Source organism: Paenibacillus sp. Z6-24 (assembly GCF_054161335.1).
This window is the reverse complement of record NZ_CP096398.1, coordinates 301,206-318,537: the sequence shown is the minus strand read 5'-3', so window position 1 is coordinate 318,537 and position 17,332 is coordinate 301,206. Positions and strand designations below refer to the sequence as shown.

General features: G+C 49.7%; 15 protein-coding genes. 7 read left to right on the top strand and 8 right to left on the bottom strand.

The window, feature by feature from the left end:
* Positions 1-150: 150 nt before the first annotated feature.
* The 7 genes from M1D61_RS01365 to M1D61_RS01335 all read right to left on the bottom strand — a co-directional run bounded on the left by M1D61_RS01365 (position 151) and on the right by M1D61_RS01335 (position 7,808).
* The gene (locus tag M1D61_RS01365) at positions 151-1,473 is read right to left on the bottom strand and encodes an extracellular solute-binding protein (protein WP_458120843.1); all 1,323 of its coding nucleotides are present in this window, start codon (positions 1,471-1,473) and stop codon (positions 151-153) included.
* A gap of 522 nt (positions 1,474-1,995) precedes the next feature.
* A complete protein-coding gene (locus M1D61_RS01360; protein WP_458120842.1) occupies positions 1,996-3,042 on the bottom strand; it encodes a YrpD family protein in 1,047 nt (348 codons plus the stop codon).
* Positions 3,043-3,288: 246 nt separating this feature from the next.
* The gene (locus tag M1D61_RS01355) at positions 3,289-3,729 is read right to left on the bottom strand and encodes a copper amine oxidase N-terminal domain-containing protein (RefSeq protein ID WP_458120841.1); all 441 of its coding nucleotides are present in this window, start codon (positions 3,727-3,729) and stop codon (positions 3,289-3,291) included.
* Between the two features lie 285 nt (positions 3,730-4,014).
* A complete protein-coding gene (locus M1D61_RS01350; protein ID WP_458120840.1) occupies positions 4,015-5,082 on the bottom strand; it encodes an ABC transporter substrate-binding protein in 1,068 nt (355 codons plus the stop codon).
* The gene (locus tag M1D61_RS01345; RefSeq protein WP_458120839.1) at positions 5,083-5,907 is read right to left on the bottom strand and encodes an ABC transporter permease; all 825 of its coding nucleotides are present in this window, start codon (positions 5,905-5,907) and stop codon (positions 5,083-5,085) included.
* Entirely contained in the window at positions 5,897-6,709 is an 813-nt protein-coding gene (locus M1D61_RS01340) for an ABC transporter permease (RefSeq protein WP_458120838.1), read from the bottom strand. Before M1D61_RS01340 ends, M1D61_RS01345 begins: the two co-directional genes overlap by 11 nt.
* Positions 6,699-7,808, bottom strand: coding sequence for an ABC transporter ATP-binding protein (locus M1D61_RS01335; protein WP_046212590.1), 1,110 nt, complete (start codon positions 7,806-7,808; stop codon positions 6,699-6,701). The genes M1D61_RS01340 and M1D61_RS01335 overlap by 11 nt, the downstream gene beginning before the upstream one ends.
* Positions 7,809-8,237: 429 nt before the next feature.
* On the opposite strand from M1D61_RS01335, the gene M1D61_RS01330 reads away from it, so the two are divergent.
* The 5 genes from M1D61_RS01330 to M1D61_RS01310 all read left to right on the top strand — a co-directional run bounded on the left by M1D61_RS01330 (position 8,238) and on the right by M1D61_RS01310 (position 14,348).
* A complete protein-coding gene (locus tag M1D61_RS01330) occupies positions 8,238-9,839 on the top strand; it encodes a hypothetical protein (RefSeq protein ID WP_458120837.1) in 1,602 nt (533 codons plus the stop codon).
* Between the two features lie 354 nt (positions 9,840-10,193).
* On the top strand, positions 10,194-11,351 hold the full coding sequence (locus M1D61_RS01325; RefSeq protein WP_458120836.1) for an aminotransferase A: 1,158 nt from the start codon (positions 10,194-10,196) through the stop codon (positions 11,349-11,351).
* A 227-nt stretch (positions 11,352-11,578) separates the two neighbouring features.
* Positions 11,579-13,558: a methyl-accepting chemotaxis protein gene (locus tag M1D61_RS01320; protein WP_458120835.1), complete on the top strand. Its 1,980-nt coding sequence runs from the start codon at positions 11,579-11,581 to the stop codon at positions 13,556-13,558.
* 261 nt (positions 13,559-13,819) lie between these two features.
* Positions 13,820-14,017 carry a hypothetical protein gene (locus M1D61_RS01315; RefSeq protein WP_046212586.1) on the top strand — a complete coding sequence of 66 codons (198 nt, stop codon included), beginning with the start codon at positions 13,820-13,822 and terminating at the stop codon, positions 14,015-14,017.
* Between the two features lie 13 nt (positions 14,018-14,030).
* On the top strand, positions 14,031-14,348 hold the full coding sequence (locus M1D61_RS01310; RefSeq protein WP_458120834.1) for a spore coat protein: 318 nt from the start codon (positions 14,031-14,033) through the stop codon (positions 14,346-14,348).
* Positions 14,349-14,545: 197 nt separating this feature from the next.
* On the opposite strand, the gene M1D61_RS01305 is transcribed toward M1D61_RS01310, so the two are convergent.
* Positions 14,546-15,382: a YitT family protein gene (locus M1D61_RS01305; RefSeq protein WP_458122391.1), complete on the bottom strand. Its 837-nt coding sequence runs from the start codon at positions 15,380-15,382 to the stop codon at positions 14,546-14,548.
* 489 nt (positions 15,383-15,871) lie between these two features.
* On the opposite strand from M1D61_RS01305, the gene M1D61_RS01300 reads away from it, so the two are divergent.
* Together M1D61_RS01300 and M1D61_RS01295 are read left to right on the top strand one after the other, a co-directional pair.
* Positions 15,872-16,345, top strand: a complete 474-nt coding sequence (locus M1D61_RS01300) for a nuclear transport factor 2 family protein (protein WP_458120833.1) — start codon at positions 15,872-15,874, stop codon at positions 16,343-16,345.
* Between the two features lie 2 nt (positions 16,346-16,347).
* The gene (locus M1D61_RS01295) at positions 16,348-17,211 is read left to right on the top strand and encodes an NmrA family NAD(P)-binding protein (RefSeq protein ID WP_458120832.1); all 864 of its coding nucleotides are present in this window, start codon (positions 16,348-16,350) and stop codon (positions 17,209-17,211) included.
* The last annotated feature ends 121 nt before the right edge of the window (positions 17,212-17,332 follow it).

The window sequence follows — 17,332 nt, the reverse complement described above, 5'->3', positions numbered from 1 at the left end:
GGGCGCCCCCCTGTTAGAACTTGCGCCTGTATGGTTGTCGAGTTATTAGCTGGTAGAATTCCTTGACGGAGCGCTGCTGCATTTCAAGCTTTATTCAGCATATTTGCAGCTATAAGCTAACATCATCAAGCAGAATCGCTTTCCTGTTGCTTAAGGATTCGCTTCGAATGCTGCCTGGTGCTCTGCTGCTACCTGCTTCGGATCAACCTGCTGTACAAACAGGTTCTGAATGCTGCTCAGATGGACCTGCGATACGGCCGGGTTCATCGTGTTATCGAAGGACAGGTCGCCGCCTTTAATGTTTTTAAACAGGTCGAGCACTTCAATTGCGAGTGGGGAGTAACCCGCTGCCGAGAAATCGCCTTCCACTTTCTGGCCCAGGCCCACTGCGTTTTTCAGTTCAAAGGATACTTTTGGATAATTGGTTGCAAAGTACTTGAGGAAATCTTTGGTTTCCGCCAGATGTTCGCTGTTGGCGGATACGGCAAACGCGCTGCCTGGTGCCAACATGAACTCATCCGGGTTGCCTTTGCCATTGACGGTCGGGAACTTGAATACGCCTACGTCCTTGCCTACTGTGGAAGAGTCGTTCGCGCCGGTCTCCCATGTACCGATAAAGAACATCGCTGCCTGGCCGGTACGGAACATGTTACCGCCTGCTGTAGCGTCGATGGATGTTGCCCCTTCAGGGAAAGCGCCAGCCTGTACAAGCTGCTGGAAGGCATCTACCGCTTCGATAAATGCCGGATCGTTAAATGTTTTCTTGCCGTCTGCCACGTCCTGCAGGAAGCCAGGTCCGCCGTTTGTGCGAAGCAGGATGTTCATGAACAGGAATGAACCGGTCCAGGAATCCTTTTCTCCGATCGCGATTGGCGTAATGCCTGCGGCTTTAAGCTTTTTCACATCTGCCAGCAGTTCTTCGAAAGTGGCTGGTGGAGCATCGATGCCCGCTTTGGCGAACAGGGCTTTGTTGTAATAGCCGACTTCAATGTTATTGCCGTCCGGCAGTGCATAGACTTTATTATCTTTGCTGTAGTAGTCGAGCAGGCCTTCCTGGTATGTATCACGGAGGCCGTCTTGGTCCAGAATGTCATCCAGTGGTGCGAGCAAGCCTGCATCCACATAAGGCTTCATCTGTGCAGAAGGATTCACGATCGTAATATCCGGGATTTCGCGGGAAGCTGCCTGCGTTTTCAGCTTCAATTTTTGCTGGTCGGTATTCAGGGTGTCGAGGGCAATCTCTACGTTTGGATGTTCTTTCTGGTAGGAATCCACGATCTGGCGGATCATTTTGTATGTCGGCGTCGTCGGGTCCGGATAGATGTTCTGGAAAGTGATCGTGACCTTGTCGCCGCCGCTGCCACCGCTTGCACCTTCACTGCCTGTACCCGAGTCACTGTTGCCGCACGCCGTCAGGCCCAGCGCCAGCGCGCCGGTCAGCAATAACGAAAGGACTTTGCCTGTTTTTCTCATATTGTGTATTATCCCCCTTGGTTGAATGATCAATATTATTATTAACATTACATCCACATTATGCTGTAAACGCTTACTTACAGCAATACAGAAATTCAAGGTTTGAGGTTCGTGTTTTCAAGGTGTTGTAAAAATAAGGAACTTGATGTGCGGCGGATTGTTCCGGAAGTTCATATGGGCGGCAAATACGAACATTGCTTGCTGACAGGGTAATCAAGCGTGTGGAAATAGCGAAAAACCTGACCAGGGTGCGCTCGTGTAGTGCGCTGGTCAGGCTGTATCCGCTATGGAAAGGGATAAGGGCACGTCCTCCGGTGGAGCCTGGCAATCTACGAAGGGGGAGAAAAGGTAGATTCCCAGGCTCCAATGTCGTCCTTTGCCCTTATTCCCTTTCCGCCGCTCTGTGCTTATAGCCGTCCTTCCTTTTTCTAAAATATCAATAAACCACTCTCCACATGACAGAGAATGGTTTATTGATTCAGCTTGCTTTTCTAATATTGTTATTCAATATAGTGTAATACACTACCTTGATACGCTAATCGTAGCGCTATTACCACTTACCGTAATATTGGCGTAGTCTTCCTGGTCAACTATCGGTGTGGCAGGAACGCCATCTATATTAATATTGCTAAATCGCGCATAGTTTTTCCCTGTTACACTTTCACTGCCTGCAATAGTGGCCAACACTTTCCATTGGCTAACACTGCTTACCTTAGTTGATGCAACTTCCAGAATTGAAGTCAGATAAGTATCTGCTGTATTCGTGCAGTTCATATCCGCACAGACTCCATACCCACTCTGGGATAATCGTGTATTGTTATTAATATTACGATATACGGAAAAATTAACATCGCTGCCTTCCACGAATCCATTCCGATATTGAAGTTTGTCATAACCAGTAAGTGGATCTCCATATTTCTTATCCCCATTGCTAAATCCAATATGTGGTGTCCATTTTACATAACCGTAAGCCTTACTGTACTGAAGACCCATATCAGCCTCAACTGATCCAATACCTCCACTGGATCTTACGCCTGTACCGCTAAACCCTGAATACGTCCAGGCGATACCGTTTGCTGTATTTCCCATCTGGCTTGCTGTCGCAGTTCTTACAGTAGTATTCAAATAGGAACCATTTTTGCGGATAACGGCTCTACCACCGATACCATCCGGCAGCCCTGTGTTTGCTGCTGCCAAGGAATTCGCAGAGGGGGATGTAGAGTTCTGTTCCACATCTTCCAGATCCAAAATGGTCAATGACTCTTTTTGATCGGGGGTAATTTCATAAAAATAGCCCTTGTCTTCTTCTATACGGTAATAGTCGATCACCTGCTTGGTCTCAGAGGCCCCCAGCGTACGAACATTACTTTGTTTATATTCATCTGCCACCTGTCTGGAAATGTCCAAAATCTCGCTTATTTTGGCATCTGAAATATTTTGATCTGTCTGATTATTAATGCTTAACTGATCTTCAACATTAGCTGCTGCGGCAGACGTAGAGGATCCCATAGATAAAAACAAGGCGAAAGAGAGTCCTATAGAGGACAGCTTTACAATTTTAAAATTCATTGTCAAAACATCTCCTTTAATTATAAATATAGTATCCGATTTATCCGATTGCATGCGAAGAAAATATTCTTTGTACAACCTGTAACTTGTTCATACTTATGTAGTTGATTCTATGTTGAATATTCTTACCTCTACCCTCCTTTCATTTGATGACAATAATATCATATTAATGTATATTTTCAAATATTTTCTATAAAAGTATTAAAAATAACCACTTTATACAGTTATATAAAGTGGTTATTTCGATTATTTAGAAGTTGTAATATTTACAGTCAAATTACTTTTATCAAAATTCACCTTAGCGTTCATGGCTTCACTAATAAATCGCAGGTTAACAAGTGATGTATTTCTAGCCATATACGGTGTCTGAGTCAATTTGATTTTTTTGTTATTTACGTACGCATCAAAGCTATCCAGTGTTAATTTGATGGTTGTATCTTCTTTTACAGCGGTAATCGTTTTGGTCTCCTGATCCCAGGTTACCTGAGCTCCATAAGCTTCAAAAAGCTGGCGAAACGGAACCATGGTATTACCATTTTGAATAATAGCGTTTGGATCAAAATCCAGCTCAGAACCATTAAGCACTACTTTCACCTTTGAATCATCAAATACATCTGCACTTGTAATGGATGACACCGAGAAAAAAAGAGTTACAGTAAGCATTAACATAAAGATCTTTTTCATCATATACACCCTTTCAATGTAATATAAGTTATTTTTAACCATATTACATAGACGCATTGATATATATAAAAGTTGCGCATACCTCCTGCCAGATAATCTCGCGAGAGTGGATACCGAATTGAATCAATCGCTCACCCGTCTCCATCAATAGCGGAGTCGTCACATTAATCTCGCTAATATTCAGTATCTGTGCTGTACCAAACGGCTCTTCCACCACTGGAGATGCCGACTGTCTGTAGTTAAAAAAAGAGCAGCCCTGACAACAGGCTGCTCTTGGATCATGTTTGTCTATTTATTCATCTTGAACTGCAGGAACAGCTCGTTATAATGCACGAGCATCTTTTTGCCCAGATTATCGTACACTTCCAGGCGATCAGTAAGATCCGCGGGCGGGTAGAATCGCTCGTCACCGGAAATGTCTTCCGGCAGCAGCTTCAGTGCCGCATCGTTCGGCGTGGAATAGCCCACATACTCCGCGTTCTGCGCCGCCACCTCAGGGTCCATCATAAAGTTGATGAACTTATGGGCGCCATCGATATTGGCTGCCGTCTTGGGAATGACCATGTTATCGAACCACAGATTGGTGCCTTCCTCCGGAACGACAAAGTCCAGATCTTCATTCTCGCTCATGATCTCCGACGCATCGCCGGAGAAGACGAGTCCGGCTGCCGCTTCATTGTTGGCGAGCAGTATTTTGATCTCGTCACCTACGATTGCTTTGACATTCGGCGTCAGCAGCTTGAGCTTGGCCAGCGCTTCCTGCAGATGGGCTTCCTTGGTGTCGTTCAGCGAGTAATGCAGGCTGTTCAGCGACATACCCATGACCTCACGTGCTCCATCGGTCAGCAGCACATTATTGCGCAGCGATGGGTCCCACAGGTCGTCCCAGCTGTGGAACTTGAGGTTGGTCAGCTTGGGATTGTAGACCACGCCGACCGTTCCCCAGAAGTAAGGCGCCGAATATTTGTTATCCGGGTCAAACGACAGGTTCAGGAACGACGGATCGATATTTTGGAGATTCGGCAGCTTGCTGTGATCGAGCGGCAGCAGCAGATTGTCCTCGCGCATCTTGGAGATGGCGTAATCGGACGGAATCGCTACGTCGAATGTCGTACCGCCCTGCTCGATCTTGGTCAGCATGGCTTCGTTGGAATCAAATGTCTGATAGATGACCGTGATGCCGGTTTCCTTTTGGAACTGGTCCAGCAGATCGGGATCGATATAGTCACCCCAGTTGTAGATGGTCAGCGTATTGCTGCCCGAGTAACCCTGGCTGACATTCAGCCGTGCAGCCAGATACATGAGCAGCAGAGCAGCGACGATGATTACGATAAACATACGGCTAATCGTCTTCATTTATCTCGGCACCCCCATTTCGGCAGCCATCTCGGTCCGGCGCGTTCGGTTCTGTGCGCGGCGGTTGATCATGTAATAACCGACTACAAGCGCAGTGGTGAACAGGAAGATCAGCGTGGACAGCGCATTGATCGACAGCGCCACACCCTGTCTTGCCCGGGAATAGATCTCTACCGACAGCGTAGAGTATCCGTTACCGGTTACGAAGAACGTCACTGCGAAATCATCCAGAGAATACGTAAATGCCATAAAGAATCCCGCAAAAATCCCTTGTTTGATAAATGGCAGGATCACCCGTGTCAGCACATCGCGGCGGCTGGCACCCAGATCGCGGGCCGCATCGACCAGCGTCGGGCTCATCTCCTGCAGACGCGGCAGAATCATCAGCACGGTAATCGGAATACTGAACGCGATATGCGAGATCAGCACCGAAGCAAAGCCCAGCTTGATGCCCACAATCGTGAACAGGATCAGGAACGATGCACCGATAATAACATCCGGGCTGACGATCAGTACATTATTGAGCGACAGCACGGCATCCTTGAGCCGGCGGCGCTGAATCCGGTCAATCGCCAGCGCACCGATAATGCCGATAATCGTCGCAATCGCCGAAGACAGCAGCGCGATCACAAGCGTATTGATTAGAATGATCATCAGGCGGGTATCCTGGAATACCTCGCCATACCACTGCCAGGTGAATCCTTCGAATTCGTGCATATTGCCTGCACTGTTGAACGAGTAATACATCAGATACAGAATCGGTGCGTACAGGACAGCGAAGACGAGCACCAGATACAGATTACCCCATTTATTCTTATTTACCATGACGCACCTCCTGACCGAAGCCGCCGGTCAGCAGCATCAGTACCGCCATGGCGATAATCAGCACAACCGCAACCGTCGAGCCCATGCCCCAGTCCTGGGTCACCAGGAAGTGCTGCTCAATCGCCGTACCGAGCGTGATAACCTTGTTGCCGGCAATCAGGCGGGTAATCATGAACAGCGACAGAGACGGGATAAAGACAGCCATACAGCCGGATTTGACCCCGGACAGTGTCAGCGGGAAAATAACCCGCCGGAACGTGGTCCAGCCGGATGCCCCCAGATCACGGGCTGCGGAGATGAGCGTTGGATTCATTTCCTCCAGCGCATTATAGATCGGCAGAATCATGAACGGCACGAAAATATACACCGATACAAATACAAAGCTGAACGCATTGAACAGCAGCTGCTGCTCACCGATCCCGATCGTACCCAGCAGCGCATTGACCGGACCATACGTACCGAAGATTCCGATAAACGCATACGTTTTGAGCAGCAGGTTGATCCAGGTCGGCAGGATAATCAGCAGAATCCACAGCTGCCGATGCTTGGTCCGGGTCAGCAGATACGCTGCCGGATAAGCGATCAGCAGCGAGAACAGCGTCACCAGAAAGGCATACCAGAACGAACTGAGCGTCATCTGCATATACACAGGGGTGAAGAACGTCCGGTAATTCTGCAGCGTCAGATTGCCATTCACATCAAAAAAGGAATAATAAGCGACCAGCACGACCGGTGCCACGACAAACAGGACGATCCATACGTAATAAGGCAGCATATAGACCGCACGAGTATTAGCCTGCATGGACACCGCCTTCTCCGTATCCTTCCAGACGGCGGTCGAAATCTTCTTCACTTTCCCCGAATCGCATAACATGGATCGCTTCCGGCTCGAAATCAAGACCAATCTGGCTGCCCGGCTCGGCTTTGCGGGTCGAGTGTACAAGCCATTCGTGACCGGAATCATCATAGCAGCTGATCTCATAGTGAACCCCTCGGAACAATTGGCTGTCCACGCGCACTTTGAGCTTGCCGCGATCTTCGGTCGTCAGTTCCAGATCCTCCGGACGGATCACCACTTCAATCGGTTCATTTGGACGCAGTCCGGCATCGACGCACTGGAACTGCTTGCCATTGAACTCCACCAGATAATCCTCGATCATTCGGCCCGGTACGATATTGGATTCCCCGATGAAGTCCGCCACGAACCGGTTAATCGGCTCGTCATAGATATCGTTCGGCGTACCGCTCTGTTCGATCTTGCCTTTGTTCATAACGAAGATCTCGTCCGACATCGCCAGCGCTTCCTCCTGGTCATGCGTAACGAAGATAAAGGTAATGCCCAGACGCTGCTGAATCTCGCGCAGCTCGTACTGCATCTCTGTACGCAGCTTCAGATCAAGCGCTGACAGCGGCTCATCCAGCAGCAGCACTTCCGGTTCATTGACCAGTGCGCGCGCAATCGCCACCCGCTGGCGCTGACCGCCGGACATTTCGGAGATCGCCCGCTGGCCGTAGCCTTCCAGATTGACGAACTTGAGCGCTTCGAGCACTTTGGTCTGGATCTGGTCTTTTTTCATCTTTTTGACACGCAGGCCAAAGGCTACGTTCTCGAACACATTCAGGTGCGGGAACAGCGCATAATCCTGAAATACCGTGTTCACCTGACGCTTGTTGGCCGGCACCTTGTTGATGACTTTGCCGTTAAAATAAATCGATCCTCCGCTTGGCTCCGTAAAGCCTGCAATCATGCGCAGGATGGTCGTCTTGCCGCAGCCGGATGGACCGAGCAGCGTGTAGAATTTACCCCGTTCGATCTCAAAATCTATATGTTCCAGTACCAGCGTTCCATCCTCATAACGCTTGGTCACCCCATCAAACCGGATAATGGTATTTTCGCTCATAACAGCCTCCTTGTTTGCATCCCCCTGTATCGCCCGGCGGTGCTCCGTTTCGTTTACCTTCAGCCCGTACGATCCGGATAGGGATCATTCTGCAGCTAACGTTTCCATTTATATGACTAAATAACATTTTATGTGATGAAATTGCATCATTTTATTATTTAACCACTTCAATCTTACGCAAAAGGCACCATTGCTATTATAACGATTGAATTGCAATAGAAACAGTGCATTTTATAAAGAATATATAAAAAAGTTTGTACATGCTCCTGCTTTGGCTACCGGATGCGTCTATTCCCTGTTTGACCGCTTCGGCATATCCATCGTAGAAATGCACATACAGTGCGTAGCATAGCGCATTTACGAAAGCGCTATCATCATCCACTATAGACTTGACTTACCTGCTACATACCATTCTGAGGGAGGAACTGTATGAAGAAGAAATGGACTCATCTATTACTGTCTGGCGTACTGCTCGTCGGAGGTGTCCTGAGCGCCGCCGGACCGGTGCGCGCAGATGCAGCCAGCAATGCTTCCAACAAGGCGCTGATCTGGCTGGAGACCCAGCAGGATGCCACAGCCGGGCTCGCTTTTGACGGGCTGGTAGACAGCTTTGAAGACTTTTGGGGGCCGAATAATCCCAAGCAGATCGTCTATACGTATGATCAGGCTGTCGCCGCAATCGCCTTTATCGTCAAAGGGGAACGCGGACGCGCCGAGAAAGTACTGAACAAAATGCGCGATATCCAGGACCCGCAGGGCTTCTGGCTGAATTCCTACTGGTATAATAACGGCGCCGGTGAAGAGATCCGCAAGCATGTCGGTCCGGTCGTCTGGATGGCGATGGCAGCGATGGCATACGAGAAGCAGTACAATGACACCCGCTACCGTCCGATGGCGCTCAAGGCGCTGGACTGGTCGCTGCAATATCAGCAGGCTAATGGCGGCGTAGCCGGCGGCTGGAGCGGCTGGACCAACTCCAATGAACCATGGAGCTCCACCGAGCATAACATCGACATTTACCGTGTACTGCAATATTATGCATCAGTTGACCCCTCCAAAGCCGCTTCCTACAACGCGGCTGCCGCAAAAGTCAAAAGCTTCCTCGACAACTATGTATGGGACGAAGCCCACAAGCGCTTCACCGGCGGCTGGAAAAATGATACCGGCCTGATCGATCCGAAGATTCCGCTTGATGTGAATCCATGGGGCGTGCTGGCACTGGGTACAGGCGGTACGCATAACTACGGCGCCAGTCTGGCCTACGTGGAAAATGCCAACGGATCACCGGGTACAATGGACAATCCGCGCTACAAGCAGACGCTGACGTATAACGATGCAGGCAATATGCTGACCGGTTATGATTTTGACTGGACCGATCAGGTGATGCCGGCTCATGACGATAACGGCAACCAGATCGGCAGCACCGGTGCGGATGTATGGTTTGAAGGAAGTGCCTTTATGTCCCTGGCCTACTATCTGCAGGGCAACACCGCCAAAGCCGACGCCATCAACAATGAAATTATCAAAAAGCAGGGAACTTCAGGCGCATCGCTCGGCGGTATCCCTTACTCGCTCAAAGGCACCAGCAACAGCTACTGGGTGATGGCCCAGCAGAACTGCGTCTCCAGCACCGGCTGGCTGATCATGTCCCTGCACCGGTTCAACCCGTTCACCGGACAGTATCTCACCGGCGGCACCACACCTCCGCCTACGACAGAGCCTCCGGTGACGCCACCAACGACTGGTACCGGCAGTGAAAATACAACAGCCGATTACACAGCCCGTCTCAGCAGCGTATCCGGTACGGAAGTGCGCATTACTTTCAAGCCGGTAACGACTGCCAAGTACGTGGATCTGCACTACAAGATCAATAACGGCGACCAGCAGAATCTGCGCATGACCGACAGTTCCGGCACCTGGAGCAAAAATATTACCGGACTGCGCTCGGTCAGCAAGATCGAATACTGGTTCACTTATGAAAAGTCCGGCCCGCAGTATGATTCACCGCATTACACCTACACGGTAAAATAACTCCCCGGGCGACAAGCCTATGATGTATCGATGAATTTATGCATTCGCCTGTTTGGATGTTGGATGCTTTACAGCGAGTATTCCTTTGGTAGCATTGGCAAAAGACCTCCCTTGTGGAGGTCTTTTTGTATAGGTACGGATGAAATGGTGACCATTCCGGACCTCCTGACAGCGATTGTTATGGATGGGAGGGCGATGCCGCCACACAGACCACCGGAAGATCTGTCTGTCCTCCCCCGGCAGACTTTGATATACTTTGTAAAATGATTCTTGCACAGTGAGCAGGCGGATGTACCTGAATACGGTAGCCCGCATATCTTTTACATATTTCTCCATCCAGAAAGGAAGACATACATGGAACATCTGGTTAATTCATCGGTCAAGGATATTCAGATCAGCGGCATTCGCAAAATCGCCAACGCAGCGGCCCAGTACCCGGAAGCGTTGGCCCTCACGCTCGGACAACCGGACTTCCCGACCCCGCCGCATATTATGGAAGCAGCAGCACGCGCGATGCAGGAAGGGCGCACCGTCTATACCCCCAATGCAGGCATTCCGGCACTTCGCCAGGCAGCTGCGGACTTTGCGCGCATCAAGTACGGCCAGCAGTACGACGGTTCTACCGAAGTGATTATTACCGTGGGCGCCAGTGAAGCGCTGGACGTAACCCTGCGAACGATTATTACGCCCGGTGATGAAGTGATCCTGCCGGGTCCCATCTATCCCGGATACGAGCCGCTCATCCGGCTGGCGGGCGGTGTACCGGTCTATGTGGATACCCGCAGTACCGGCTTCAAGCTGACGGCCGAACTGGTGGAGCCGCATCTGTCGCCGCGCACCAAAGCGATAGTGATCGGTTACCCTTCCAATCCGACCGGCCGCGTCATGAACCGCAGCGAGCTGGAGGATATGGCTGCTCTGCTGAGAGAGCGGGACATCTTTGTCATTTCGGACGAGATCTACAGTGAGCTGATCTACGACACGCCGCATGAATCGATCGCTCTGCTGCCAGGGATGCGGGACAAGACGATCATCATTAACGGGGTCTCCAAGTCCCACTCCATGACCGGCTGGCGGATCGGCTATACGCTCGCACCGGCCTGGCTGACGGCCCATATGCTCAAGGTGCACCAGTACAATGTGTCCTGTGCCAGCTCCATCAGCCAGTATGCGGCGCTGGAAGCACTGACTCATGGTATCGATGATGCTCTGCCGATGCGTGACGCCTACCGGAAGCGCCGGGATTATGTATATGATCGGCTGATGAACATGGGATTAACACTGGAAAAGCCGGAAGGCGCTTTTTACCTGTTCCCTTCCATCGCTCATCTGGTTCTGCCTTCCATGGAATTCGCGCTGCGTCTGCTCGATGAAGCTGGCGTCGCTGTCGTGCCCGGAGATGCCTTTTCCCGATATGGTGAAGGGTATATCCGGCTGTCCTATGCCTGTGCACGTCCGGTACTGGAACAAGCGCTGGATCGGTTGGAGCAGTTTGTCCAGCGTCTGAGTTAGGCATTCGAATAATTGTATACCTATACTATTTAAAGCATATTTATGGATGTGAACGGCATTTTGGTGCTGGTAACAGATCCGTAAATATGCTTTTTTCGCATATATACTAAGTTTCTTGCTTATTTTTATATTTTAAGAAAATTTCCTAGCATTTCCATCTTTAATCATCAGCGTTTTCTGTCGATAACATATTCATTCAGATAATTAACGGGGGGGATCCAATGAATATGATGAAATCTTTATTGCTCAACCAATCTCTAGGCCGCAAGCTGATGTTTTCCTTCTGTGCTGTACTCGTAACAGCACTGATAGCCTCCAGTCTTGTTTCTTATTTCACTGCCCAGCGCTCGCTCAGCTCGGAACTCATTGACAGCACCACGATCAATGCAGGCACACTGAGTGCAGTCGTTGATAACGATATGCAGCAAAATGTCGATACAGTCAACTATTTCGCCGGCCAGGTTACGCAGAGCGACTATACCAGCGCCAACAGTGCCGCACTGCTGGAACGTCTGGATACGTTTGACAAGGCCACCAGCAAAGTCGAAGGTATCTATGTAGGTACTACTACAGGCGCATTTTTCACTTCCTCGGACTCACCAACCGCTGCCGACTATGATCCAAGACAGCGCCCATGGTACCAGCAAGCTGAAGCCAGTCCCGGAAAGACAATTATTACCAGTCCTTATATTTCTTCCACCACACAGGAGATGACCGTGACTGTCGCCCGGCAGACGGAAGACAAGAGCGGCGTGGTTGGTCTGGATATCAGCATTGCCGCACTGCTTAATATCACATCCACAATCAAGATTGGTGAACAGGGCTACGCATTTATCCTTGCACCGGATGGTACGTATATTTCCCATCCAACGATTAAGATAGGCGAGACCGATACTATTGCCAAGCGAATCATTGGAGAAAACAAACCACAAGGCCATTTCAGTTACGTATTCAACGATATCGACAAGCAACTGAGCTATACGACCAGCCCGCTGACCGGCTGGAAGCTCGTCGGCAACTTCTCCCAAAGCGAGATTGATGCAAAAGTAAAGCCTATGCTTCACCAGACACTGCTCGTGATGGTTATCGCCCTGGTCGTTGGCAGCACCGTGATCTGGCTGATCACACGCTCCATCAGCAAGCGGATGAACAAACTTGTGCAGGTCGCCAGTGCAATCAGCAGCGGAGATTTGACCCAGTCTGTTCAGGACAAAAGCAAGGATGAACTGGGGCGTTTGTCCGAAGCCTTTAACGATATGAACCAATCGCTCGGCTCACTCGTCGGTTCCATTCAGGATACAGTAAGCGATGTAGTCTCCTCTTCCGAGCAGCTGAATGCCAGCTCCGAGCAGACCAGCCAGGCGACCGAACAGATTACGTCCGCGATCGAACTGTTCTCCTCCGGTGCAGAAAAACAAAACCAGAATATGAACAGCAGTGCTTCACAACTGAACGATGTCGCCCGCTGGCTGCAGGAAGTACAGCAGAATTCCCAGTCCCTGCTCGGTCTGTCGCGCACATCCAATACAATGGCAGAGGAAGGCGATCAGCTGATCCGTAAAACCGTTAACCAGATGGAGCATATTGATCATTCGGTGAATCAGGCCAATGAAGTCGTTAACGGACTGTCCCAAAAGTCCAACGAAATCTCGAATATCCTGAAAACGATCAATACGATCGCCGAACAGACCAACCTGCTCTCGCTCAATGCCGCGATTGAAGCTGCACGCGCCGGAGAAGCCGGCAAAGGATTCAGCGTCGTCGCCGGTGAAGTCAAGAAGCTGGCGGAGCAATCTCGTCTGTCCGCCCAGCATATCGAAGGACTGCTCCAGGATATCATTCGCGAGATTCACGAATCCCTGTCCACCTTCAAGCAGATTCATCATTCCGTAACCGATGGACTGACTTCGGTCCAGCAATCTGCCGAACAGTTCCAGCAGCTCAAGTCCAATTCCCACCAGATCTCGTCGAGCCTGCAGGAAATGAATGCACGGGTCGAGGAAGTCAATTCCAACGCTGGTCAGGTAGCTCGTTCCGTCGAAGAAGTGACCGGCATCTCCACCCGCAACACCGAGAGCATGCACGATATCGCTTCTTCTGCCGAGGAGCAGCTGGCTTCCATGCAGGAAATCACCTCTTCCGCCCAGTCGCTCGCTGCCCGCGCAGATGATCTGCAAAAAGAAATTGATCATTTCAAAATCAAGTAATCGCATAGTCACCAGTATTCATTCCGACCCTCCCTACAGCAAAGATTCTGCTGTAGGGAGGGTCTTTATCTATTTCTTTGTCCATAACGTGCTGTTATCCGCGACCATAATATGACAATAACAGAATATCAGGCTTATCCCACTGCAGCATCCATTCTGAATTGTTGGACACTACCCCATTTTCGCTGATACAAACCGAACGAACCGGTTTATATACAGATAGAAAGCCTGTTAAATAATGGTTGCAAAGGAGATGTCATCATGGCCAAACAATTAGCGACTCATGAAATGCTGGAAGTACACGAGCTGCTCACTTTTAAAACATCCTGTGTCACCAAAGCGGTAGCGATGCGTGAACTTGTAAAGGATGAGAAATTGAGACAGATCATGGACGAAGATGTTCAAGACTCCACCAAAGCAATTGAAGACCTCAAGTCCATCCTGGAAAAACAAAAATAAGGAGGAATTCATTATGGCTTCCAACAGTATGACCAAAGAAATGCTTATGAATGCAACAGCACCACTGGATGATCTGGCAATTGCCACCGATCTGCTGATGTCTGCCAAAGCCGGTGTTCGCAATTATGCGGTAGCTCTGACAGAGACAGCCAGCCCCGGTGTACGTCGTACCCTCAAAGCGCAAATGCAAAAAGCGATTGATTTGCATGAGAAAATCGCCAACTATATGATTGAAAATGAAATGTACCACGCCTACAATATCGACGAGCAGGTAGAACATGATCTGCAAAAAGCCGATATGGCGCTGGAACTCGTAAAAAGCAAATCCTGAGCCCGCTCGGCTGAATAATCGCTTGGAAGCTTGACCGCCTCTGCGTTATGCTGTGCATCCCGTACACAGGCATACGCTCAGGCTGCTGCCTTCCATGATAAAAGCCGCACCTTCTCCTGTACGGGTACTACCCGGGGAGACGGTGCGGCTTTTGAATGTACTTCTGTTTATTTTCGAAAAGGAGCCATGGATACAGCTTACTTGGACAGTTCCAGAAAGCCTTCTCCAAACACATCACGCACATCATGAATGGTAATAAACGCATTCGGATCTTCCGTGCGTACAATTTTCTTGAGCACAGATACCTCCTGCTTACTGATCACAATATACAGTATCTCCTTCGGATTCTTGGTGTAATAACCATGACCGGACAATACCGTCACGCCCCGATCCATCACTGTAATGACCTTTTCCGCGATCGCTTCCTGATGGGAAGAAATGATCATGACCGCCTTTTTCGGATTCAGACCCTCGATAATAAAGTCCATCACTTTGGTCCCAATATACAGCGCGATAATCGTCAGCATCAGCCGCTCTGCTCCGATAATGAACAGCGAAGAGAACGCCACAATCAGATCGAAGAACAGCAGACCGTAACTGATATTCCAGTCCAGATATTTATGCGTAATCCTTGCCAGAATCGCCGTACCTGCCGTCGTACCGCCTGCACGGATAATCAGCCCGATGCCGACACCGACCATCACCCCGGCAAAGACCGCATTGACGACGATCTCATTCGACTCGATACGCCAGCCTTCCGTCAGATGCAGGAACAGCGAATTCAGCGCTACAGCAATGATAGTATAGATCGTACTTGTCTTATCCAGAAACTTGTAACCGATCAGAATCAGGAAAGCGTTAATGATCAGATTGACCAGTCCGGGAGACCATTCAAACAGATAATACAGAATAATCGTTACCCCGGTCACGCCGCCTTCACCCAGATTGTTAGGGATGATAAACAGATTGACCGCCAGTGCAAACAGAAAGGCGCCTATCGTGATCAGTACCATATCATAAATACGTTTTTTTATGCTCATGCTTCCATGCTCCTTTAATCATCCGTATCTGTTGGATTAGTGCTGGAACTTGCTCATGCGGAATCCAACCCAAAAAGGATTATGCCGCATAATCCGGGTTCTAACCATTCTTACCCGACAAATGAGTATTGTAAGCCACCGGAGATCAGCAAGTCAAAGCTTTTTTGCGATGCTTTGACTATTCATTTCTGTACCTGATTAACGTTAAAAAGCAGGTTGTTACATGAAAATACATACGGTTTCATGAATATAAGCGACCAAGCCAGCTTGCTCCCTCCATATGGTCTGTCAGTCTTTCCATTGATCCTCCTGATATCCACCTGGTATCCACCTTCAAATAATTATAGACTATTTAGTCCGGATATTATTGACTAAATAGTCTGGAATAGATATAGTGGTCTTATAAGCCTTTGTCCGAGCTGCCCTACAGCCCCGGCAGAGACCCATTCTATTCCATTTTGGACAGAAAGCGAGGAATTGATTATGACTACCCCATTTATTGCTTCCCCTTCCCTGATGAACCTGCTGAATGAACGTGCGGAACAGGCGCTGACCCTGATGAACAGCTTTGGCTCCCTGCTGCTGGATAACGATGTCGAGCGCTGGCTGGACCTGTTTGACGAGCAAATCCGTTTTGAATTTCCTTATGCGGATGAAGGCTACACTCGTCTGCTGGAAGGCAAGCAGGCACTCGCAGCGTATATGGACAGCTTTGACGGAATGATCCGGATGAGCCACTTCAGCACACCGGTCATTCACCAGACGCTGGACCCGGATCTATTCATCGCCCGGTTCGAAGGCACTGGCATCATGCAGACGACAGGCAAAAGCTATGTACAGGATTATATCTCACTGGTTGAAGTGAAAAACGGCAAAATCTCGCGCTATCTGGACTACTGGAACCCGCTTGCTGTAGCATGGGCCGCCACGCCGGATGCCGATCAAGGAGAGGGATGATTATGCAGAGCAACCGTATATTACTGACTGCAGGCAGCGGCAAGACATCTACCCGCATAGCGGAAATGCTGACGGCGCAAGGCTACCCTGTACGCAAAGCGATGCGTTCGCTGCGTTCCGGTCATCCGGCTGTGCCTGAAGTAAGATTCGACTGGTACCAGCCGGAGACATTCGCTGCTGCGATCGAAGGCATGGACACCATCTATCTGGTCGCTCCCGTGATGGATATGCAGCCCGAGAAAGTCATGATTCCATTTATCCAGCAGTCACTTGCTGCTGGAACGAGACGTCTGGTACTGCTGTCGAGCGCTTCGATCGAGGCAGCCGGACCGGTATTCGGAACCGTACAGCAGTTTATTATGGAAAATGCGCCAGAATGGACGATTTTGCGGCCATCCTATTTTATGCAGAACTTTACCGAAGCCGCTCACGGACATGCCATTCGAACAGGCGCCGGAATTACGACAGCCACCGGTGACGGCAGACTCGGCTTCGTCGATGCGGAGGATATCGCCCGGGTAGCTGTACATGCACTGACCGATAAGCAGGCGCATAATACCGATCATATCATCACCGGACCAGAGTCTCTTAGCTATAGTGAAGCAGCTGCCATCATCAGCCGATGGTCCGGACTGGATGTTCAGCATCATCATGTCAATGAAGATGAGTTGTATACAATTCTGCTAACAGCTGGTATACAAGCGGATTATGCGCGTTTCTTTGCCGGACTGGATACACGTATCCGCACGGAAGGGATCGAAGACCAGGTGACCGACACCGTTCTGCGGGTGACTGGACAACCTCCCCGTTCACTGGAAAACTTTATCCGCAACAATCTGCACTGGTATGCGCCTGTTCCCCAGTAAGATAGCATTAGACAGAAAAGAAACAGAGGGCAAGTAACCGAATGAAAAAACACTTTGAGTATAAAAATCGTTCAAACCAAAAAGGTCTCCAAAGCTGCTGCGCTTCGGAGACCTTTGTTAT